This window comes from Muricauda brasiliensis, assembly GCF_003057865.1.
In the GTDB taxonomy this organism is placed as follows: domain Bacteria; phylum Bacteroidota; class Bacteroidia; order Flavobacteriales; family Flavobacteriaceae; genus Flagellimonas; species Flagellimonas chongwuensis.
In genome coordinates this window covers 62,692-84,143 of record NZ_QBTW01000003.1, presented here as the reverse complement: position 1 = coordinate 84,143, position 21,452 = coordinate 62,692, and the positions used below count along the sequence as shown (strand labels likewise).

Annotated in this window: 15 protein-coding genes; 2 read left to right on the top strand and 13 right to left on the bottom strand. The window is 42.5% G+C overall.

The annotated features are described in order from the left end of the window. The 8 genes from DCK90_RS02095 to DCK90_RS02060 form a co-directional block, all read right to left on the bottom strand. Entirely contained in the window at positions 1-1,377 is a 1,377-nt protein-coding gene (locus DCK90_RS02095; protein ID WP_108244526.1) for a glucoamylase family protein, read from the bottom strand. Next, the gene (locus DCK90_RS02090; RefSeq protein ID WP_108244525.1) at positions 1,370-2,749 is read right to left on the bottom strand and encodes a glucoamylase family protein; all 1,380 of its coding nucleotides are present in this window, start codon (positions 2,747-2,749) and stop codon (positions 1,370-1,372) included. Before DCK90_RS02090 ends, DCK90_RS02095 begins: the two co-directional genes overlap by 8 nt. Positions 2,750-2,806: 57 nt before the next feature. Then, complete coding sequence (locus tag DCK90_RS02085; protein WP_108244524.1) at positions 2,807-4,600, bottom strand: LamG-like jellyroll fold domain-containing protein; 1,794 nt, start codon at positions 4,598-4,600, stop codon at positions 2,807-2,809. Positions 4,601-4,623: 23 nt separating this feature from the next. Beyond that, a complete protein-coding gene (locus tag DCK90_RS02080; protein ID WP_108244523.1) occupies positions 4,624-6,204 on the bottom strand; it encodes a RagB/SusD family nutrient uptake outer membrane protein in 1,581 nt (526 codons plus the stop codon). Between the two features lie 11 nt (positions 6,205-6,215). After that, complete coding sequence (locus DCK90_RS02075; protein ID WP_394339692.1) at positions 6,216-9,227, bottom strand: SusC/RagA family TonB-linked outer membrane protein; 3,012 nt, start codon at positions 9,225-9,227, stop codon at positions 6,216-6,218. A 261-nt stretch (positions 9,228-9,488) separates the two neighbouring features. Beyond that, positions 9,489-12,251: a helix-turn-helix and ligand-binding sensor domain-containing protein gene (locus DCK90_RS02070; RefSeq protein WP_234414570.1), complete on the bottom strand. Its 2,763-nt coding sequence runs from the start codon at positions 12,249-12,251 to the stop codon at positions 9,489-9,491. Between the two features lie 94 nt (positions 12,252-12,345). Continuing rightward, positions 12,346-12,954: an alpha-ketoglutarate-dependent dioxygenase AlkB family protein gene (locus tag DCK90_RS02065; RefSeq protein WP_108244521.1), complete on the bottom strand. Its 609-nt coding sequence runs from the start codon at positions 12,952-12,954 to the stop codon at positions 12,346-12,348. Between the two features lie 19 nt (positions 12,955-12,973). Further along, positions 12,974-13,936: a helix-turn-helix transcriptional regulator gene (locus DCK90_RS02060; protein ID WP_234414590.1), complete on the bottom strand. Its 963-nt coding sequence runs from the start codon at positions 13,934-13,936 to the stop codon at positions 12,974-12,976. Positions 13,937-14,168: 232 nt separating this feature from the next. Between DCK90_RS02060 and DCK90_RS02055 the strand changes: the two genes are divergently transcribed. Continuing rightward, on the top strand, positions 14,169-14,666 hold the full coding sequence (locus DCK90_RS02055; RefSeq protein WP_108244519.1) for a DinB family protein: 498 nt from the start codon (positions 14,169-14,171) through the stop codon (positions 14,664-14,666). Positions 14,667-14,669: 3 nt separating this feature from the next. After that, positions 14,670-14,888 (top strand): hypothetical protein, encoded by a 219-nt coding sequence (locus DCK90_RS02050; RefSeq protein WP_108244518.1) that lies wholly within the window; start codon positions 14,670-14,672, stop codon positions 14,886-14,888. Positions 14,889-14,927: 39 nt separating this feature from the next. Here the strand turns inward: DCK90_RS02050 and DCK90_RS02045 are convergent, their stop codons facing one another. From DCK90_RS02045 to DCK90_RS02025, 5 genes are all read right to left on the bottom strand, one after another. Beyond that, positions 14,928-17,942 (bottom strand): hypothetical protein, encoded by a 3,015-nt coding sequence (locus DCK90_RS02045; protein ID WP_108244517.1) that lies wholly within the window; start codon positions 17,940-17,942, stop codon positions 14,928-14,930. Between the two features lie 131 nt (positions 17,943-18,073). Further along, positions 18,074-18,505 carry a hypothetical protein gene (locus tag DCK90_RS02040; protein ID WP_108244516.1) on the bottom strand — a complete coding sequence of 144 codons (432 nt, stop codon included), beginning with the start codon at positions 18,503-18,505 and terminating at the stop codon, positions 18,074-18,076. Between the two features lie 52 nt (positions 18,506-18,557). Further along, on the bottom strand, positions 18,558-19,595 hold the full coding sequence (locus DCK90_RS02035) for an acyl-CoA dehydrogenase family protein (protein WP_108244515.1): 1,038 nt from the start codon (positions 19,593-19,595) through the stop codon (positions 18,558-18,560). Next, positions 19,582-20,181 (bottom strand): nicotinamide riboside transporter PnuC, encoded by a 600-nt coding sequence (pnuC, locus tag DCK90_RS02030; RefSeq protein WP_108244514.1) that lies wholly within the window; start codon positions 20,179-20,181, stop codon positions 19,582-19,584. Before pnuC ends, DCK90_RS02035 begins: the two co-directional genes overlap by 14 nt. Before the next feature lie 287 nt (positions 20,182-20,468). Next, entirely contained in the window at positions 20,469-21,449 is a 981-nt protein-coding gene (locus DCK90_RS02025; protein WP_159075742.1) for a transporter, read from the bottom strand. Between the last annotated feature and the right edge of the window lie 3 nt (positions 21,450-21,452).

Below are 21,452 nucleotides of genomic sequence, written 5' to 3'. Positions count from 1 at the left end.
TCAAAATCCAAGTTTGATCAAACCATTTTGAACGTCTTCGTTACCCATGAACAAATCCCAAAGCAATCCGGTTCGATAGTTTTCAATCATAATGATTTGCGGACCTTGGTCTATGGCCAAATAAGCTTCAGCCACCCAATCATATTCTGGGCTAAAGGCATCGTAAAAACCGGCAGGTCCCAACAAATCTGCTCTATTTCTATAAAAATAATGCATTGCTGCCAAAGATTCTTCCGGTGCGTAAGGAATTGAACTAATGGCCGCTGTTGGCGAAATTACTCCGGTATCGTTACCTGGGCTATGGGCATTATATCCTATACTCCCATCGTTATTTCGAGAGTAACTTGCAGTTAGCCCCCAACAATCGTCTCCGTAGTCTTGATAGTATCCAGGATTGGCCACACAATATTCATAGTTGATCATTGTATGGTTCACGTTCACATCCCAATAATCAACATAATCATCGGAAAGATTTCTAGGGTCGAGTCCCAAATAGGAATAATGGGCCCAAAAAAGTGGTCCGCCAAATTGCTCATCTCCATTATGTCTTACCAAAAGTGGATAACCATATTGGGTATTTCCCGATTGGATTCCACCATTTGATGCCCAACCGTTAGTATATACTTCTTTATCAATGGTAAAATCCGCAGAAGCAGCGGCCATTATATAGGTAATCAATACCTCGTTGTACCCTGTTAGAGGCATATTGATAGCGAAGTTATGATTCGGGCTCCAGTGCCAATACAACACATTTTGATTTTGTGTATACCAATCCCACTCGACTCCTTTCCACAAAGCATCTGCTTGTTGGGCCAACGCTTGTTCTATGTCCGTCCCATTTTTGAAATATTCCTTTATACAAACCAGACCCTGTGCCAAGAAGGCGGTCTCTACCAAATCACCTCCATCGTCCAAATCGCTAAAGGGTATCACATTACCTGTAGCACCGTTCATCCAGTGTGGCCAAGCCCCATGAAAGCGGTCTGCATTCTCAAGAAAATCCAATAAAGTAATCAAACGCTCAACGGCTTCGGTCCGAGAAACAAATCCCCTCTCTATGCCCACCAAGATAGCCATAAGTCCAAACCCTGTACCGCCTGCCGTTACCACTCCCTCACTATTTGCGGGGTCGTTGGGATGATATCTTTCCCTTGCCCCACCGGAGTTGGCGTCGGCATAATCCCAGAAATATTTAAAAGTCTCCTCTTGGGTCAAATCCAGTAATTCCTCATCTGTGATGGTAGGTTCTTCCTCCTCCTCTTCGGAACCACTTCCTGGCAATTCCGGCTCTGTTGGGATATAGGTATAGTCATCCTCTCCCCCACAGGAAATCATCAGGCTGGAAAATAGTATGAGGTATATTGTTTTCTTAATCATCTGAATTGGTTATATCGGGGCTTTCAAAACCCAAATTTTTCAATCCTTTCTGGACATCTTCATTGGCCATGAACAGCTTCCAGAACAATCCGCTTCGATAGTTTTCTATCATCACTGGAATTGGACCTTGATCTATGGCAAGGTATCTTGGCAAGTACCAATCGTCTTGCAAGCTAAAAGCATCATAGGGTCCGTATTTGCCAATGAGACTGTCCTGCTCATTGTACATATATCTCAGAAACCTTTGGCTTTCATCTGGTGTGTAGGGCATTGAAGACAACGCTGCCGTAGGCGAGATTACCCCTAGGTCCTCTCCGGGGCGATGGCCGGCATAGCCATTAATGGAATAACTGGAAGTAAGTCCCCAGCAGTCTTCGCCATAACCTTTATAACCCTTCGGATTGTCTACGCAATACTTGTAGTGAATCAATGCGTGGTTTTTATTGAGTTTCCAATAATCACCAAACTGGTCTTTGAGTCCTTTCGGATTTAGGCCCAAATAGGAATAATGTGCCCAAAATAGTGGCCCCACCGGGGCATCGCTATGTTCAAAATGGTTCATTTCCGTTTCCAGACCATAATAGGTGGTATCCTTGGTAATAGCTCCATCTACCCCCCAACCTTTTTCATAAACCGATTTTTTTATTGGGTGTGTCGGGGAGGCTGCCGCCAACACATACATGATCAAGGCTTCGTTGTAACCGCCTACGGGAAAGTTCATTTCCCATTGGTACTCGGAGCTCCAATGCCAATACAATACATCCTCGCCATTTTTAGTATACCAATCCCATTCAACATCTTCCCAAAGTTGTTGTATATTTTGGGCCAATTGCTGTTCGCGTTCATTGCCATCCTTAAAATAGGCTTGAACGGTCAGCAACCCTTGGACCAAGAAAGCGGTCTCCACCAAATCCCCTCCATTGTCCTTCTTGCTAAAAGGGGTCACTTTGCCCGACGGTAATAACCAATGCGGCCACGCTCCATGGAAACGATCGGCATTATCCAAAAAATCAACAATGCGCTCGTAGCGTTCCAAGGCCTGTTCACGGGTGATAAATTCTCTTTCCACACCTACCAAAATGGCCATCAATCCAAAACCTGAACCGCCTGTTGTAATGATATCCTTGTCATGATTCGGGTATATACCATCCATATGGATACGTTCCCTGGCAAGTCCAGAAACCGGTTCGGCCCCATCCCAAAAGTAGTTGAAGGTCTGGTATTGGACCGAATCGAGCAACGCCTCATCGGTATAAGCCAAACTATCCGAATAACTTTCAGATGTTGATTCTTTACTTTTTTCCTTAGTTTTTTGGCCATTGCACCCTATAAGTAGGGTGACAACGGCCAATGGTAATAAAATTAACCTCATAAAAATAACTAAACTAACTAACTCAAATATTTTGACGTGCTACAAACAAGTAGCTCATTAATTGTTCATGACTTCCTGTACCTCTTCTTGGGTAAGGGATTTATTATAGAACCGTAGTTCATCTATCTGACTTTCGTCCGATAAATGGCCCCACTCCGTAAATGTTGGTGCTCCGGAACCTATACTGAAGAAATCACAATCGGACCAATCGATACCTGATATGGTATTTTGCCCCACTGGTTCACCATCTATATAAACCACAGCATTTGAACCGGAAATTGTAATGGCCAAGTGCATCCAATCTGTAGCAACCAATGGGTCAACGTCGGCGTTTTCTCCACCATCTACCCATGCATCTGCCGTGCCATCACCTACATTTAGCTTGAAGCGTTGCATTCCGCCTACATTCTCCCTAAAGAAACGGAACCCGCTGGTTCTAAGGTTCTGAACTTCTGGATAGCCTGCATTTTCGGTATCCTCGGGTCCTGTTATCAAAATACCTGCGTTATTTTCGGTCACATTCATTTTATACCACATGGTGGCACTGAAGTTGTCCGATGTCAATCCCTGTGTAGGGAATGTCAAATACGAATCTACAGCTCCGGCGTAGGCATCTGTGCCTTCTACACTTTCTCCCGCAAACCCTGGGTTTCCAACTTCGGTGGCCTCAGTTTCCCTGAACATTTCCATGTAGTCTCCATCAAAAGGCATATAGAAGAATTCACCGTCAAAAGTTGGAGGGTATGATGAAACAAATTCTCCTGAATCATCGGCCATAATAGTTTGAATTTCTTCTTGGGTGATTGCCCGATTAAAGATTCTAAGCTCATCCATCAAACTTTGGTCGGATAGGTGGTTCCACTCTGTAAAGTTGGGTGCTCCAGACATAATGGAGAGCACATTACAATCCGTCCAATCGATGCCTGGAAATGCGTTTTGGCTCACTACTTGTCCATTGATGTAGACAACAGCTTCCGAACCTGAAATAGTGAATGCCAGATTGACCCACTCACCGGTAGAAGGATCTACATCCGCCATTTCTCCACCATCAAACCATTCTGCTCCTTCACCATAGCCTGCGGTAAGTTTGAATCTTTGCTCACCACCAGCGTTTTCCCTGAAGAAAGCAAAACCTTTATTACGGTCGTTGGTAGTTCCATCGGTCATTGGAGGACTCATGGTCAATATTCCGGCACGGTCTGGAACTGAATTTATTTTTAACCAAAATACCGCACTGAACTCAGGGTTTGTCAAGCCATCGGTTGGCAAGGTTAAATAAGCACCTTCTGCTCCTGCGTAAGCACCGGAACCGCTAAGACTTTCTTCTTCACTTGCAAATGATGGGTCACCAACAACGGTCGGGGTTTGGAAAGAAATTAGATCTATCCAATCTCCATTGAAGGGCATATACAGTATCTCTCCCTCGTATTTGGGCAAATATGGAGGTTCCTTGGAAAAGTTTACCGTAGCTGAAGTAGACTTTCCATCCAAATCCGTTGCGGTTACGGTCAGCTCATGCTCACCATCAACCAAACCTTCAAATACCAAATTGTTTACAAGTACCCTACGATAATCCACGAACCCGCCATTATAGGTAGCAATAGTACTTCCATTCATTTGTACGCTGATGGAGCCTACTTCTATATCGTCCGTGACCTGAAAGGAAATCGGCACATCCGTAGTTTCGGCCGGCACCTGAATTACGCTTCCTGCCACCGGAGCACTTATGGTTACCTGCGGTGCGGTTTCATCTACACCGGCATCCACAGCGGTAATGGGGTCAATTCCTTCATTACAGGACACTACGAGCAGTGCCAGTAACATTATTATGGATTTAACTATATGTTTCATCTTGTGTTGTTTATTTAGTTTGTTTAATCGTTGCCGTTACTACCTGTAAGTGTTGGAAGTGCATCCACCTGTTCTTGTGGGTAGGGCAAATAAGCTCTGTCAGCTGTAAATGTTCTACCGTCATAGCTTAGTTCGGAGTAGTTTTCCAAACGGACCATATCATAGTAGCGAATTCCCCATTCCATTCCCAATTCGGCAAACTTTTCGTCCATAACCTGATCAGAGGTAACGCCTGACAATGAAGACAATCCTGCTCTAGAACGTACCATGTTGACGGCCTGATCAGCTGTCATTCCAGAACCACTGGCACCTCGGGTCAATGCTTCCGCGTACATCAATAGGATTTCGGCATAGCGGATTACGATCATGTTTTTACCTCCCCCATAATCATTTCTTTGATCCGTTAATTGAACGGAAGGAAGGTAATGTTTACCACTTGCAAAACGTGCCCGTGAATAATCGTTTATCTGATCACCATCCCGTGTGGTAATATAGGAACGGTCATCGCTTATTTGGATATCCATAAAAGCTGGCAAATTGGTATAGGCCGGGTCTTCAGCAACTTCCTGTACGCCTCTTGGAGAGAACAATACGCTGGTTTCCAAACGTTCAAAATCCTCGCGATCTAGCATAAACTTGATGAACTTGATGCTGGGCTCGTAAAAGCCCCAACCTGGGGAAGCATTTTCCCTAGCTGGTGTCCAACCAGATGGTCCGAATGGTGCATATAAGTGGTAAAACTCATCACTGGTACTGGAACCATAATCTGAAAACTGAAATTCCATTAGGCTTTCATCGCTCAACTCCCCTGGTTTTTTGAACAAACTGTAGAAATCTGGATACAATGAAAATCTATTGGAGTTGATAATGGCCGCAGATGCATCTGCCATTCCTTGATAATCTTCCAACTCCATCATTGCCATGGCCTTAATGGCGTAAGCTGTATAGCGTGTTACCCCTCCTGGAACATCGGTACGCTCGTTCGGTCTCAAATTTGGCAGCATTGGTATGGCCTCGTCCATTTGGTCGGCGATGTACTGCATCATTTCGTTCTTGGATGCCGGACCGTCCATAATCTCTGCGTCAGGCTGGGTAGACTCAATAATGAAAACATTTTCCCAAACCCTTGCCAGGTTAAAGTGCAACCAAGCTCTCATCACCTTTATCTCGGCAATATATTGATCAGCAGTTACTTGATTTTCTTCACTTGCAAATTCCTTGAAGCTCTGAATCAATTCAATTTGAGTATTAAGTGATACCACGTCCCCGTAATGGGCATTCCAAAGTTGGTTGAACATCCAATAACCTTGGTTGTATATAAAAAGGTCTGCATCGGTTAAACCATCCTGTGCATCACCTACACCACCTGCATTAACATCATCCCCCCTTACAGATAATAGGATAGGCTCTTCCCAACCACGGGTAGCCATTACGTGATATGACCCTACCAATGCCTGAATCATATCTTCGGTATCGGTGTAGTCCAGGTCATCCGCATTGAGCTGACCTTCCCTGTCTTCAAATTTATCTGAGCATGATTGGACAAAGAGTATCGCAATCAAAACAAATGTTACTTTTAATATTATGTTTTTATAATTCTTCATTGCAATTTCTTTTATAGTTTAACATTAATACCAAAGGTGTAGATTGCTGGAACTGGATATGTTTGGCGATCCACTCCATCCGATACTTCTGGATTGAATCCGTTGTAGCTGAACAATGTCAACGGTCTCTCGGCGGTTAATGTGAATTTAATATCAGGTGCGTTGCCCTTTAACTTATCGCCTCTTAAGGTGTAAGCCAATTGAATATTCTGGATTCTGAAGAAATCTCCATCCTCTACCCAAAAATTGCTCAATCTCTGGTTCCAGCCATCCCTTAAACCTGCTGATGATGGATAAGTATTACTGGTTCCCTCACCATGCCAACGATTCTTGGCCAAATCGGCATCCATATTGGTATCATTGGTAAACAAAATCTCTCCTCTTTTTCTGTTCAAGATCTTGTTGCCGCTCTGTCCGTAGAAATTCATGGTAAATCCAAAGTCCTTATAATTAAGCCCTATGTTACCCCCGTAAGTGAATTTTGGCAAAAAGGAGCCTAGAACCATTCTATCTTCATCGGTAATGGTTCCATCACCGTTTGCATCGTTATAAATGAGGTAACCTGGCTGAATATCCTGTCCGTTGGCAATTGCATTTTGTGCGACAGGGTCTGCATCAATCTGCGCCTGGTTCTGGTATACACCGGTAGTTTCGTATCCGTAGAACGCATAAAGCGGTTCGCCCACCAACGTTCTTTGACGGAACTCAGCAGAACCTGAATCGATATACCCTTTTTCGTCCTCAATTTGAATGGCCTCGTTCTTTACTGTGGTAAAGTTGGCCCCTACGGTATAGGTGAAATCGGATGTAATTTCATCGCTCCAATTTAATGCCACCTCTACTCCAGAGTTTCGTATGACACCTGAGTTTCTTGAGATTGTCTTGTCTGCTATTGGAATGTAGACGGGCATAATGGCATCTTCAGTATCCCTGATGTAATAGTCCGCCTCTAACGACAAGCGATTATTTAAAATATTCATATTGAAACCAAAGTCCAACTCTTCCACTACCTCCCATGTTAGATCGGTGTAAGTACTTGTTGCCGTAATACCGGTATTTGGGGTATCTCCCAAATCCACAGTTTCGTTGGAAATAGTATTGGCACCGGCACTTGCAGGAACGTTATCGTTACCCAATCTACCCCATGCGGCCCTCAACTTTAAGAAATCAAAGAAGCCCACATTCTCCATAAATGGTTCTTGCGAAATTACCCAACCAGCACCTACAGAAGGGAAATAACCCCATTGTTCTTGCGTAAATTTAGATGACCTGTCCGCTCTAAATGTTCCGTAAAGCAGATATCGGTTCTTAAAGTTGTACGACACTCTACCAAAATAGGATTGTCCATAGATTCTACCGTTGTCCTCTTCCACATTATTATTGAACGATAAAGGGTCGGCAAAATCCAGAAACCATGATGTTTCATAATTGATTCCCGCAATGTCGCGACCAGTAGCCTCGAACCTGTTTGATGCTTCGTCCCTAAAGGAAGTACCCGCCATTACCGTTACGTTATGGTCTTCTGCGTAGGTATCCGTATAGGTAAGCACGTTATCCCAAATTTGATTGTAGTAGTTGTTCTGCTTTCTGTTTATATCAGAAATTCGTTGGTCACCATAACCCATATTATAAGGTAGATTCACATATCTTTCTTCCAAAGCGGAGAAATCCACATTGTAGGTAGTCTTAAACGTAAGCTTGTCTTTTATAAGATCGGTCTGCAAATAGATATTGGCCAATAACTTGCGTATTTTCAACCTATCATCGTTGTAGACCATATCGGGAAATGGATTCTGTGTACTCCTATATCCGAATGCTTGTGCATTTGCGTAGCGCGTAGGAGTTGCTTCTGTATTTAAATCATCGAACACTGGTAAAATAGGTACGGCAAAATAAGCTTTGAACCATGCAGCATCCTCAGCGTTTTGCTGTGTAGCGTTACTGAACACAGTATTCACCCCTACTTTTAAATTATCGGTAACATCCACATCGAGCTTGGAACGGATATTGAATCGCTCGTACTCGTTGTTCATATCCAACAAACCTTGTTGTGAAAAGTAGTTTGTACCCAAGGAATAGGAAACATTTTCTGTACCACCGGTTACACTTAAACTGTGGTTCTGAATAAGTCCATCGCGGATAATCTCATCGTACCAATCTGTATTCACATTGGGTACGTTTGGATTGACCCTACTTCTACCATAACGCTGCATTGCATTTAAGATAAACTGAACATCAGCTGATGAACCAGATTCCACGGCCATGGTCACAAATTGCTCGGCGTTGGCCATTTGCAACACATTTTGCGCACGTTGTATACCTGTATAACCGTTATACTCTATAGTAGGCTTCCTGTTTTTTCCTCCAGATTTTGTTTCGATGATGATTACACCGTTCGCTGCCCTTACCCCATAAATAGCAGAAGAAGAGGCATCTTTCAAAACGTTCATCGACTTGATATCGTTCGGGTTCAAAAAGTCTATATTGCTGTAGAACATACCATCAACAACATATAAAAGACTGGTAGCATCGGAATATGTACCCAGACCTCGAATCCTAACCGTAGGTGATGCTCCTGGGGAACCTGGCGTTACAATTTGTACACCTGCAACCTTGCCCTGTAAAGATTGTACGGGGTTGGCGGAAGGTGTTTTTTCAATTTGCTCGGCATCCACTGTGGCAATGGAACCTGTTAAATCTGCCTTCTTCTGGGTACCATAGCCGACCACAACAACTTCATCTAGACTTTGCGTGTCTTCCTGCATCGTCAAGTCGATAGTTGTTCTATTATTAATAGGTATGGTTTGAGAAGTAAAACCTACATAACTAAACACCAACGAACCATCTCCCGGAACGTTGTCCAAGGTATAGTTTCCATCAAAGTCCGTTTGTATTCCTGTTGTAGTACCCTCAAGCACTATACTTGCCCCAGGCAATGGTTGCCCTTGATCATCGGTTACCGTTCCCGAAATCGTTATATTGTTTTGGGCCAAAACGACGGCCTGAAACAATAAAAATGACATTAGCAAAAGTTTGCTTTTAATTTTCATAATTGTGCAAAAATAGAGTTAGATTTTTACTAAATTAATAAAGAGTGTGCCGATAGCAGGCTGATTGGAATACATAATAAATACATCATTTTTAAAATGCTTTGAAACCCTTGTTTCACAGCGTTTGCAGTATCCAACACATGTTTTGATGTAAAAAATATTAACATAGTGATGTAGTAATGATGTAATCTGTTTTAGAACTTTTAATAAACTTCTTGGAGCGTTTTTAAACTCTTAAAAAGTGATGAGAAAGTTGGAAAGGTTGTCCGAGCTATCCATATCTAGCTTTTTCCTGAGACGGTATCGATGTATTTCCACACCTCTAACCGTTATGCCCATCAAGGGTGCAATTTCCTTTGTAGAAAGATTCATTTTTAGGTAAGCACATAACTTTAGGTCTTTTGGGGTCAAGGAGGGGTAAGACTTCAATAATCGCTCAAAAAAATCTTGGTGCAATTCCTTAAAATTCACCTCAAATCGTCTCCAATCTTCGGTATCCTCAATGGAACTGTTCAGCTTTTTGATAAATGTTCGGTATCGCTGTGAATTGGAGAACTTATCCTTGTTCATAATAAGCATATTCTTCAATTCCAGTATCATTTCATTTTTTCGTGCAATGTTCAATGTGGTGCTAGCCAATTCATTCTGCTTTTGCTTCACTTCTTTGGCCAGTTCTTCTTTTTCCATCTTGGCCATCCTCTCCTGCTGCTCGTGATGTAAACGTTCTTCCAACTCCCTATGCTTTCTTTCCAATTTTCTCCTATTGTATCTTCTCACCAAATAAATTGCAAGAACAGCCAATGCCAAATAAAGAAAGAGACTCCACCACGAAAAAAACCAAGGTGGGGATATAGTGAAATTCAATTGCTTGTATTCAGAAATGCTATTATCCATACCCGAAGTGGCAATTTTAAAAGTATACTCACCATAAGGCAGGTTTTGAAAATTGATGGCCCCACTCTCCACGTATTGCGAATATTCCTTTGGCCCTTCCAACCTATAATAATAATGGGGATATATGTATTCTGGTGATGCTACCTCGATGGTTATGGATTGGGAATTTCTAAAAGGAATGTCTATGCTGTTCCCCTGTACCGAATGCTTGCTCTCTTGATCTTTTAAAACTATAAAACTCGGAACCGGAAGCTCTTCTTGCCCGGATATTCCCTTTAACCCTGGTGCATTAATTTTGGCAAATCCGTCTATAAGGGTAATGTAGGATGTACTGTCATTCACCTTTACCAAATTTTGTGAATCAGGTGCCAATCGCTCTCGCAGCGGCAAATCTGTAAGCATTAGACTGTCTCCCTTCAAATCTGTATAAATAATGGCTTTCTGTTCATCATCGTGCACAAACCAAAAATATTCTTGATCAAAAAACAGCAGTTCCTTGTTTTTATAATCTTTGAATTCCTCAAATTTTTCAATTTTGTCGCCAATCGGGTTGTAGGCATACCAATTCCCTTCACTATTAAGTACAATATGGTTCTTTATATTATAGAGCTTTACATTGTACTCGCTTGGGGCCTCTTCTTGGTTGAACTTCTGGATTCTATCTACCTTATTGTATTGGGCTTCATTAAAATGAATTCTAGAGAATCCTTTATACGGATGCGCCGTCCAAAGTATGCTTGGTGTTTCAAAGCATAATTGCTTCACTGGTTCATCCATCCCTTCTATCTTAACTACTTCCCAAGTTTCATCATCATGTTTTGTAAACATGGCCACACCATTATAGGTTCCTTGGACATAGGTAGATTTTCTATCCGGTACTTTTATCATCTGATAACCACCGGCAACTTCGCTAATCAGTTCAAAACTGTTCTCGGACACCTTGAATGTTCCCCTTGTATGTCCACACAGCAAATCGCCCTCGATTACATCTAGGTCCCACACATGTCCTTGGGAGCCGTTAACGAACTTTAGTTCACTACCCTCAAAATAAAAGACCCCTGTATTGCTTCCCAGAAACAATTTACCATTGTACCAGGCAATATCGTAGACCATGCCTAACAATCCTGTATAATCTGTAAAGTACGTTATAGGATTATTAAGCCTCACGCGAGCTAATCCATTGTCCAACCCCAACCAGAGTAAATCTTTGTACAATAATGAAGAAAGCACCGTGTTGTTCTGAAGACCGGATTCACGATTTAAAATACTGTACTTGCCCGTTTCGGAACTGTAGAGATACATGCCGTTTTTAATGGTCCCAAAGCCTAGCAGGTTTTCTCCCAAAAGGGTTATTTTGTTCAGTTGATGCTCCTTGAGCTCTTCATTGATAAATGTCCGCCAGGGAAGCAACTTTTTCCCATCATATAAAAAACATCCACTTAGTTTGGTACCCACCAGTAAGTTACCTTCAAAAATGGCTATGTCATTAATGGTTTTCCCAACCAATAAATCTTGATCTGACAATGGCTCGTACGAATCCCCTTTTACTTCAAAAAGTCCTACGGAACCACCGGCCACAATCAATTTCTCATTGAATTCGATAAGATCGGACACCACAAAGGGTGGGTCAACAACGGTTATCTTATCCTCTGAATAAGAATAAATCGCCGAAAAGGAACGGAACATTACCCTGCCATCCGAAGAAGGGAAAATTTCCCAGAATTCTTCACTTGTAAAGGTATGGTCCTTAATAAGGTGCGTCAATGAAGTATAACCCAGTTCACCAAACTCATTTTTGGTCCAATAGCCAAATTCTTCGTAAGACCCCGTGTACACCCGGTCCCCAATACTTTTAACCGACCTGATTATTGTATTGTTGGGCAGTTTGTTCAATGTCCACTGTTCACCATTATAATGAAGCAGCCCTTTGTTGTTCGCCACGAACAACTCCCCATTTTCATTGATGGAAACATCCCAATTTTTTGTGCCTCCCTTATAATCCAGTAACTGATAATTTTGGATAGGTGGCAACAACTGTTGTCCACTGACTGATGCACAGACCAATAGAAACACAATTGATGTAACCCTGAATATAATCGGCATTCTCGTTAATTTATCTGGTAAAGTTCCTTCTAAACAATGAATTTACAAAACTGCCCTTTGAAATATAGCTTACCTAAAGCCCAATACCTCTATATTACAATTTTATCGTTCTAAATGTTAAATTGATTCTTGGAGCACCTATCTTTTTTGTTGGCGGCAAACGGTGGAGCCAATGTGTTTGTGTTTCACCCTTCATTACCAGCAAACTTCCATGATCCAACCATAACTCTACCTTTTCCTTGGATTCCTTGTGTTTGAATGTGAATTTACGTTCCGCTCCAAAACTTAAAGAAGCTATTGCACCGTTGGGTTTAAGTTCCCTTTCATCGTCAGTGTGCCATCCCATCCCCTCTTCTCCTGAATGATATAAATTAAGTAAACAGGAATTATAGGTCTCATTCGTTCGGCTTTCGGTCAGCTTTTTGAGTTCGATAAGCTCAGGGGTCCAAAGCAATGCTCGCTTTGTGCTCTTGGAATATGTATATTCAAATGGTTCGTCTCCATACCAGCCCACCTTCCGTTTGGTAATTATGCGCTTACCGAACATATGGACCGTATCAGGTTCCCATGGAATGGTATTTTTTAATTGCTCAAAAAAGAAATCAGCCTTTTCTTGGGCTAGAATGGGTCCAAAGTAATTTACGGTGCCGTCTTTGGGCAATATATTATGATTGGGGTCTATCTGATTCGTGAATAAATCCATCTTTTATATTTGAGCCTTTTTAATAGGAAAGCCTTTCTTGACTTTTGGCCAATATCTCGGCCACCCGCTCCCTTAGCGCCTCTGGTTCGATTATTTTGGCATAGTCTCCGAACATCAAGTACCAACGGGAAAATCCGTTTTTCCAATCCGTGGTCATGAACGTCATTTCAACTTGGTCTCCCTTTATCTCGCTGGATACCAATCCATAGTATTTAGTCTGGCCCTGAATATACTTGGCCACGGATTTATCCACCACTATTTTTACTTTGGTTTTTGAAACCTCCTCTTTTTTGCTCCTGTGCTCGTCAATTGTGCCATGCTCCAGCAAAAAATCAAGCGAGGTTCTTGCTATCTTATGGATTCTATCCGTTCTAAAATGACGATAATCCGTCCGCAGGTGGCAATAACCCAAAATGTACCAAAATCCGTTTTCATTAAACAGCCCTACGGGCTCAATGTATCGTTCCAATGGTGTTTCTTCCCGTAATGATTCGTATCTCAAAAACACTTGTTTCCGTTCTGCAATGCTCTCGAAGAGAATCTCAAGGGCATTGGGCACTTTATCGTTGAACAGAACCTGCCCGGGCACTATGGACACTTGGGATTCCAATGCTTCCACCCACTCCTTTTCCTTGCCCCGCAGAACCGATTTTAGTTTAAACATCGCAGACTCGTAATAAGCGCCAAGAGATTTATCCGTGAATTGCTGCATCAATTTTTCGGCCGCTACAAAACTTCCCGCCTCCTCGCGGGTAAACATCACCGGGGGCAATCGATATCCCTCCATGATGGAATATCCTACCCCGGCCTCACTAACAATGGGAACCCCGGAGGCCTCAAGGGTCCTGACATCCCTATAAATGGTGCGCAAGCTCACCTCAAAGCGATCCGCAAGTTCCTGCGCTTTTACAATCCGCTTGGTCTGCAACTGTATTAAAATAGCAACTATCCTATCAAAACGTTTAACGGTATCCATTCCCATAATTGCGTGAGCTATCTCCCAAAGATAGGATTTCAATCCGTGGATGGAAGATGTTTTCCTGCTCATATTATATCATTTATATGCATTGTCTCCATCAAAATTATTTGGAACATATGACAGCAGTTTGTCAACAGTATTTTTTTTGAATTCAATTTTTACTACTGACACGGGGCTGTCACACCCCCCTTCTAATTTTGTTTTCAGAAACAATAAACCTTTAAATCACAATTACATGGAAAACACCATTAATGAACAGACAACGAGACAAGTAATGACACCTGAACAGTTTTTGGAACAGTACCAAGGACACAGAAGACTTACCCGAAGGGTTATCGAGGCCTTTCCTGAAAAAGAGTTTTTTAATTACAGTATTGGAGGGATGCGTCCTTTTGCTGAAATGACCAAAGAACTTTTTGCCATTGCCGTTCCCGGACTTACTGAAATCGTATCAGGAAAAACCGTTGAATTTGACGAACACCGCGACTACGGTAGCACCAAAGCCGATTTTTTAAAAAAATGGGACCAGGACACCGAAGAAATCAATAAGCTTTGGAGCCAAATAAGCGTCAAGAGGTTCCAAGAGGAGATAAAACTTTTTGGGCAGTATGAAGGTACCGTGTTATCCAGCATACAGTATTTCGTGGATAACGAGATTCACCACCGTGCGCAAGGTTATGTTTATTTACGTGCCCTTGATATTGAACCTCCTTTTTTTTATGACCGAAGCTAAATTATGATGACTGTCCATGTTTTTAAGACATCCGTAAAACGAAAAGGAGAAGTGAAACAGCTTCGTCCGTGGCTGAACAGGCTGGTCGATACCAATGGCTGCTGGAATTTTGACCTCGAAGATTGTGACAATATCCTGAGAGTCGAAACCAAAAACCTGAAGGCTCCAATAATTTCCACGCTCTTACAAAACAATGGTTTTCATTGTGAAGAATTGCACTGAGCAGTAAACAAAAAGCCCCTTTTAAAAGGGGCTTTTAAATTATAGATTAACTTTTCCCTTAAGTTCGTTGAATTGGGCCAACAATTCTTGGTAGCGGTTTTTTTCCTCTTGTCCTGGTTCTTTGTCCGCGCTGCTCAAAATGTAGTACAAATACGAAATTTGAGCTACCATAACCACTTCAGGATAGGCTCCTTCATCGTTTTTTAGCTCCTTTAAAGCATCTTTATACTTTTGAAGTTGGGCTTCGTTCGCATTTGACTTTTCCAACTCCTTAATCTTCTTTTCTACCTTATCCTGAAATTGTCGTGCTTCCGATAATAAATCAATTACCTTAAACTGAAGTTCTTGTTGCTCTTTCATGTTAGCCAAAGAAATTCCGTCTTCTTCAAGCTTCGGGTCCATGAGCACTTCAAAACTTTTCTCGAAGGATTGTTCACCCACAGTAAGTTTCGCGGTGTACTTTCCAGGCAGTACCTCAGGTCCGTTCCCGAAACTTCTTCTTTTGTTTTGGTCCCAAGCTCCTTTCTGCTGCATGTTCCACTCAAAACGATTGAGTCCCTTTTTAGCTTCCAATTTCTCGTTCATGTACACAAAAGTCATGCTAAGACTCATGTCCTCGACCAGCTCCGTAGCCGCCTTCAATTTTGTGGAATCGCTCACAATGGTCGAAACCTCTTTTCCTTGGGCATCCAAAATCTGTAGGCTAATCCCTTCCTCTATATCCGATGGTAGGTAGTAATCAATAATTACGCTGGTTGATGGATATTGCGGGAAATCTGCACCGCCCCATGGAGTTTGGTATCTATAGGTGTCATCAGGTTTAAACAGAACTGGAGTCTCTCCCAATTGCGTGATGTTTTCGTCATTTAAGGTAGTAATCTTGTCCAAAATCCAGAAACCACGACCCATGGTACTTAAAATCAAGTCTCCTCGGAACAAAATGATATCGGTAATCGGTGTCACAGGTAGATTTTGTTGAAAGCTTTTCCATGTTCCTCCATCATCAAAAGAAATAAACATTCCGTACTCGGTACCGGCATACAAAAGTCCCTTACGTACGGGATCCTCTCGCAATACCCTCGCCGTATGGTCGGATGGTATACCATTGGATTCGGTACTGACCAGCTCCCAGCTTTCGCCGTAATTATCAGTTTTATAAAAGTAAGGCGTGGTATCTCCCAACAAATGTCGGTCCACGGCGATGTAAGCCTTTGCAGGGTCAAACTGTGATGGTTCCACGGACTCTACCCTACCTCCCTTGGGTAATTTTTTAGGTGTAACGTTCTTCCAAGTAGTGCCGCCATCTTTCGTAACTGAAATAACACCATCGTTGGACCCTGTCCATATCACACCTTTACTGATTTTGGATTCCCTGATGGAATAAAGCGTACTATAATATTCTTCACCGGTAATGTCCCTTGTAATGGGGTTACCAGAAATAACTTGTTTATCAGGGTCGTTCTCTGTTAGGTCTGGAGATATGATTTCCCAGTTTTTACCTCCATCATTTGTTTTGTGAAGGAATTGGGAGCCCATGTACACCACTTCAGGATCAAATGGGGAAACATGGATGGGCGCCACACGTTGGAACCTATACTTTAAATCTTTAGGATTATGCCCGTAAATGTTGGATGCCCCGATGGAATATTCACGGCTCTGTCCTGTTTTTTTACTGTACACGCTAAAGCGTCCCTTACAGTTGTTGTAAACGATATAATGATTGCCCGGCATCGGGATTACAGGCCCAGTTTCACATCCTCCAACATCCATCATTATACTTCCATTGGCGGGAGAAGTTGCCGTAGGCGCCATACTTGGAATGGCTATCGTTGTATTATCCTGCTGTGCTCCATAGACCCAGTAAGGATATTGATCATCCACAGCAACTTGATAAATCTCTGCTGTTGGCTGGTTGTATTGGGTAGACCATGTTTTTCCTCCGTTGTGGGATATATTGGCCCCACCATCATTACATTGAATCAATAGGTCTGGATTATCCGGATTTAACCAAATATCATGGTTGTCTCCATGGGGAACACTCATACGCCTCCACGTTTTTCCTCCATCCGTGGATTTTATCAAAGGGTTGGCATTCGAATACACAATATCAGGATTGGTCGGGTCCAACTCAATGTTGGTATAATAGAAAGGACGATTCACCAATCGTTCATCATCAGAAACATGCTCAAAGGATTTTCCCTGATCTACTGATTTGTACAATCCTCTATCCTTACCCGGCGCTTCCACAACCGCATAAAGTATTCTGGAATCGACCGGCGAAACGGCCAAATCAATCTTACCAATAAGTCCCGTTGGAAGCCCATCCTTCAATTTCTCCCAATCTTTTCCACCGTTCACGGATTTATAGATTCCACCTTCACTGTTCTCCCCACCTGAATCAATGGTCCAAGGGGTTCGTCTTGCTTTCCAGGCAGCGGCATAGACGACATTGGGGTTTCCGGGAAGCAATTCCAAATCGGCAAAACCTGTCTCTTCGGAAACGAACAAAACTTTTTCCCAAGTTGCACCTCCATCAGTGGTTTTAAATATTCCTCTTTCCTTATTGGACTTAAATGCATTTCCGATGGCGGCTACCCAAACAATATTGCTGTTGGTAGGGTCTATTTCCACGGCACCTATCTGACCTGCATTTTCCAGACCAATGTGTTCCCATGTTTTTCCGGCATCAATGGATTTGTACATGCCCTTGCCTTCGATGATGTTGCTACGGATACCATCGGACCCCGTACCTACATAAAGAATATTGGGGTCGTTAGCTGCAACTTCAATGGCACCGATTGAGGGCGTTTTAAAAAATCCGTCGGAAATATTGTTCCAAGAGGTTCCGTATTCTTCGGTTTTCCAGACACCGGCACCAGTAGCGCCAAAATAAAAAGTACCCGGCAACATGGCTGTTCCGGTAACGGTGGTTACCCTACCTCCCCTAGCGGGACCTATGGTACGGTATTCCAAGGCTTCAAAATCTTGTGCAAAAGTGGCACAACTCAACAAAAATGTAAATAGGAAATAAAAAGAACGATGTTTTAAGGTCATGAGTTAGTTAGAAGTTGGTTTATTGCCAAATCTACTAAATACCTAGAAAATCTAAAATGTATGGCATAGGAATTACGGGCTTTATGATTGACCACGAAGTTATTTGCGAATTTTATAACCCGAAACCCTTATTAATCCATCCTTTCATATTTGTAACTACACCCTTCAATACAAAGCACACTGGTCGGGGACAACAGAAAATGGTCATCTTCAAATTCGATATGAAAAGTAATCAAGCCTTCTTCGTTTTCGGCTACCAGCTCCATATCCTCACAATCATAGTCCAGCAACAGGTTTTCTCCATCAAGGGTATACCCGTCTTCTTTACATTCTGGGTAATTGGTCGAAGTGAAACTGCCATCCGATAGGAATTCTATCTCTTCCCCATCTTCGACATCTACCCAATATTGTGGCCCACCGGAGCTAATGTATGCCGCGGTCAGTTTCCATTTCCCTAAAATGGATGTATCCGTTGGGTTTGGAGTATCAGTATCATCATTGTTACATGCCGAAAATTGGCCCAACAATACAAGGATGAGCAAACTCGAAATTAACTTTTCCATAAATCCTTTTTGTTAAAGATGGGAATATTTCAATACGTTGCGTTAAATGGCACTAATCCAAATCCTTCAAAATTCTCGACATGGTGGTGCCCTTTCTAAAAATATGGTGCTGTGTGGCAGTAAAATAGTCCCTGAACACCTGATTCAAAACATGATTTTCCGTACTGGCCAAAATACCCAGACTTGGGTACGTGCTCAAAATACATTGTGAAAGGAGTTGTACGGATTTGGAAGCTTCATGGTGAACAGTATTGATGTATTTTTCTGAAAACGTGTGGCCCTGCTTTATGCTTCTTTCGATTTCAGTTGCAAAATCAGAAAGAAGAGCATCACACTTTCCAATGTAAACTTTCAGTTGATCGATATCTTCTGTTGAGCCACCTAGGATTGTAGCCTCTTCCATAAAATGTTCTGCCATCCCCAAATAGTTGACCCACAATGTAAGGTCGGCAAACAAGGAAAAATGCACCTTGAAAACTGGATGCGGCTGATGCACCTTATTGTACACAAAACTATACTTTTCATGCACCCATTGCTCTTCGACCTTAAAGGAATGGGTGGCTGTTGCCTTGAGCCCCATGGTTTCCCAATCCTCTATAATTTCTACTTGGTTTGCATGGAGCAAAAACGAACGAATCATGGGAGTGCCATCGTTTTGGATAACATCTTGGCCATTCTCTTGTATCTTCGCATTCAAAGTAAAGTGGGTAAGGTACGGTGCCCCAGTTGCATATTTCCAAGTTCCTGAAATAACATATCCATCCCCATCTTTTTCAGCGGTTCCAAAGACCCCGCCACTTCCCCCGAAACAAACAGGTCTTTCGGCGTCGATAAAAATATCGTCGGCTACCTGCCTGGGTAAATTACCTACAAAAAAGTTGGCCCCGCTGCACAAGGTAGCCGTCCAGCCTAGACTCCCATCCACTTTGGCCAGTGACCGTAGCTTTTTCAAACCATCGGACAAGGACATTTCCAGACCCCCATAACACTTGGGCACCCAAAGGTTCCACAGATTTTCTTCGGCTACCCATTGCAAAACCTCATCGCTAAAAATCGGTTTTTTAAAATCAAACTCGCTAAGCTCCTGCATAGGTCTCGTTGCTTTTCTTATCAATGATTTTTTTCCATTTGATGTATCCCGAAATTGCAACGGTGAACAAAAAAGCGGTCAACCCAGCATAGATATAGAGCTCTTTATATATCAATAACGGAATGGACATGATGTTGCTAATATTCAGATAGACCCAATTTTCAATCTTTCGTTTGGCCATCAACCACATACCGGCCCATGCAAAGGCGCAGACCACGGCATCCCAATACGGCACGTCGGAATCTGTATGCTGTCCGAGCCAATAGGCCATCAAAATAAAACACCCCACTACTATACCGATGGCGATACCGTGCTCTTTTCCTGTTGAATACGAAATGGGCGCTTCCTGTTTTTGTTTTCCCATCTTCCAATAAAACCAGCCGTAAATGCTCATCACCAAATAATACATATTGAGCAAGATATCCGCATATAATTGGGATTGATAGAGCACCCAAATACTGATTAGAATGGCAATAATGCCGAAAAGATAGTTGTGGATATTGTTCTGTCTGGCCAAAAGAACCTGAACCACTCCAAAAAGGGTTCCGATCCATTGTAGAACTACAAGTTGTGTACTATATTCCATTGTTTTGAGTAACCAACGTTCAAAAAATCATGGGGTACCCAAATTGGAATACGGGCAATATTTGCCTAAATCCCTACGCCAGCATTATCTGGATCAGGTGCGAAGTACTCGACTTCCGGGTATGATCTCAGCCCATTTAGGGCACCCCATGTTCGGCGAAGGTAAAAATTATACTTTAAAGTAATGGATGTTCCAAGGCAGATTCACATAAACTTCCAAGGATGTTAATTACCCATGCGTTTAAAAAAGTACCAAGAAACAAAATGTTTCTTGGTACTCTTCATGTGTTAAATATTGATATTCAGATAGACCGAAAATCTGCTTTTCACCTCAACCTTGCCATTGTTTAGATCTTGGGCAACGGGCAACATAGAGGACAGGCCGAGTGCATATTGCCTGTAATTTACCTCAACCCCCAACCTACTGAACAGTGCATTACCACCCGTATCATGTACTTCGAACCCAAATTCCTTATTTTTCTCAAAATGTTCCCCGCCGATTCCAGCTTGGGGCGTTAACGCGAAATTGGTTCCCAAATAATATGTTTTATAGGCATTTAAGGCATAGTTGAACTGGTTTCCGAAACGATATTCTTTATCATTTTTGGTTTTGATGGTGTAGTTGACCATGGCAGAAAGACCCCAATTTCGATGGGTAACGCCGTAATTGGCTCCCAAAACATAGTCCCAACTACCAGTGCCCAGCTGAAAACTTGGGTTGACACTTCCTTCAAGGTTTTCCTCCTCAAACCTACCTGTGGGCATTTTTACACCGCCCCCCAATTGTAAAGTGTGCTGTGGCTTAATGGAAATGATACTGTCCGGTGTTTGTTTTAGGATTTGATAAAACCCGAGAACCGTGGCATCACCCAGCCCATTGATATGCTGCTTCGTATCATCGGCAAACTCTCTGGAATGAAATTGATACGGCATCACCGCATTGATGATCAACCTACGTCCAACCGGAATTTGGGTCCATAATTGGACGGTATTGAAGTTCTCATCGATCCATGGAGAATTGGAGAAAATACCATCCCGTGACCTATAGCGCTGTCCAATGTACCGAAGTCCTATAAAGTTATTGTTCAGTCCGGTGCCAAACCCCATACTTCCGCCATTGCCGCTACAACCGCAAACATCACAGAAATCGTCAAATTCCATCAAAGAGGACGAAATGGTCCGGTAACAAGGTCTTGCGGGCATTTCACTTGCTTGCATTACATAAATGCCCATTATAATCAGTAAAGCTATTGTTATATATATTTTCATAAA

What these genes read in the sequence shown, in the direction of transcription:
- DCK90_RS02095 (WP_108244526.1), bottom strand. Translation starts at nt 1,377, where the DNA reads ATGATTAAGAAAACAATATACCTCATACTATTTTCCAGCCTGATGATT.
- DCK90_RS02090 (WP_108244525.1), bottom strand. Translation starts at nt 2,749, where the DNA reads ATGAGGTTAATTTTATTACCATTGGCCGTTGTCACCCTACTTATAGGG.
- DCK90_RS02085 (WP_108244524.1), bottom strand. Translation starts at nt 4,600, where the DNA reads ATGAAACATATAGTTAAATCCATAATAATGTTACTGGCACTGCTCGTA.
- DCK90_RS02080 (WP_108244523.1), bottom strand. Translation starts at nt 6,204, where the DNA reads ATGAAGAATTATAAAAACATAATATTAAAAGTAACATTTGTTTTGATT.
- DCK90_RS02075 (WP_394339692.1), bottom strand. Translation starts at nt 9,227, where the DNA reads ATGTCATTTTTATTGTTTCAGGCCGTCGTTTTGGCCCAAAACAATATA.
- DCK90_RS02070 (WP_234414570.1), bottom strand. Translation starts at nt 12,251, where the DNA reads ATGCCGATTATATTCAGGGTTACATCAATTGTGTTTCTATTGGTCTGT.
- DCK90_RS02065 (WP_108244521.1), bottom strand. Translation starts at nt 12,954, where the DNA reads ATGGATTTATTCACGAATCAGATAGACCCCAATCATAATATATTGCCC.
- DCK90_RS02060 (WP_234414590.1), bottom strand. Translation starts at nt 13,936, where the DNA reads ATGGGAATGGATACCGTTAAACGTTTTGATAGGATAGTTGCTATTTTA.
- DCK90_RS02055 (WP_108244519.1), top strand. Translation starts at nt 14,169, where the DNA reads ATGGAAAACACCATTAATGAACAGACAACGAGACAAGTAATGACACCT.
- DCK90_RS02050 (WP_108244518.1), top strand. Translation starts at nt 14,670, where the DNA reads ATGATGACTGTCCATGTTTTTAAGACATCCGTAAAACGAAAAGGAGAA.
- DCK90_RS02045 (WP_108244517.1), bottom strand. Translation starts at nt 17,942, where the DNA reads ATGACCTTAAAACATCGTTCTTTTTATTTCCTATTTACATTTTTGTTG.
- DCK90_RS02040 (WP_108244516.1), bottom strand. Translation starts at nt 18,505, where the DNA reads ATGGAAAAGTTAATTTCGAGTTTGCTCATCCTTGTATTGTTGGGCCAA.
- DCK90_RS02035 (WP_108244515.1), bottom strand. Translation starts at nt 19,595, where the DNA reads ATGCAGGAGCTTAGCGAGTTTGATTTTAAAAAACCGATTTTTAGCGAT.
- pnuC (WP_108244514.1), bottom strand. Translation starts at nt 20,181, where the DNA reads ATGGAATATAGTACACAACTTGTAGTTCTACAATGGATCGGAACCCTT.
- DCK90_RS02025 (WP_159075742.1), bottom strand. Translation starts at nt 21,449, where the DNA reads ATGAAAATATATATAACAATAGCTTTACTGATTATAATGGGCATTTAT.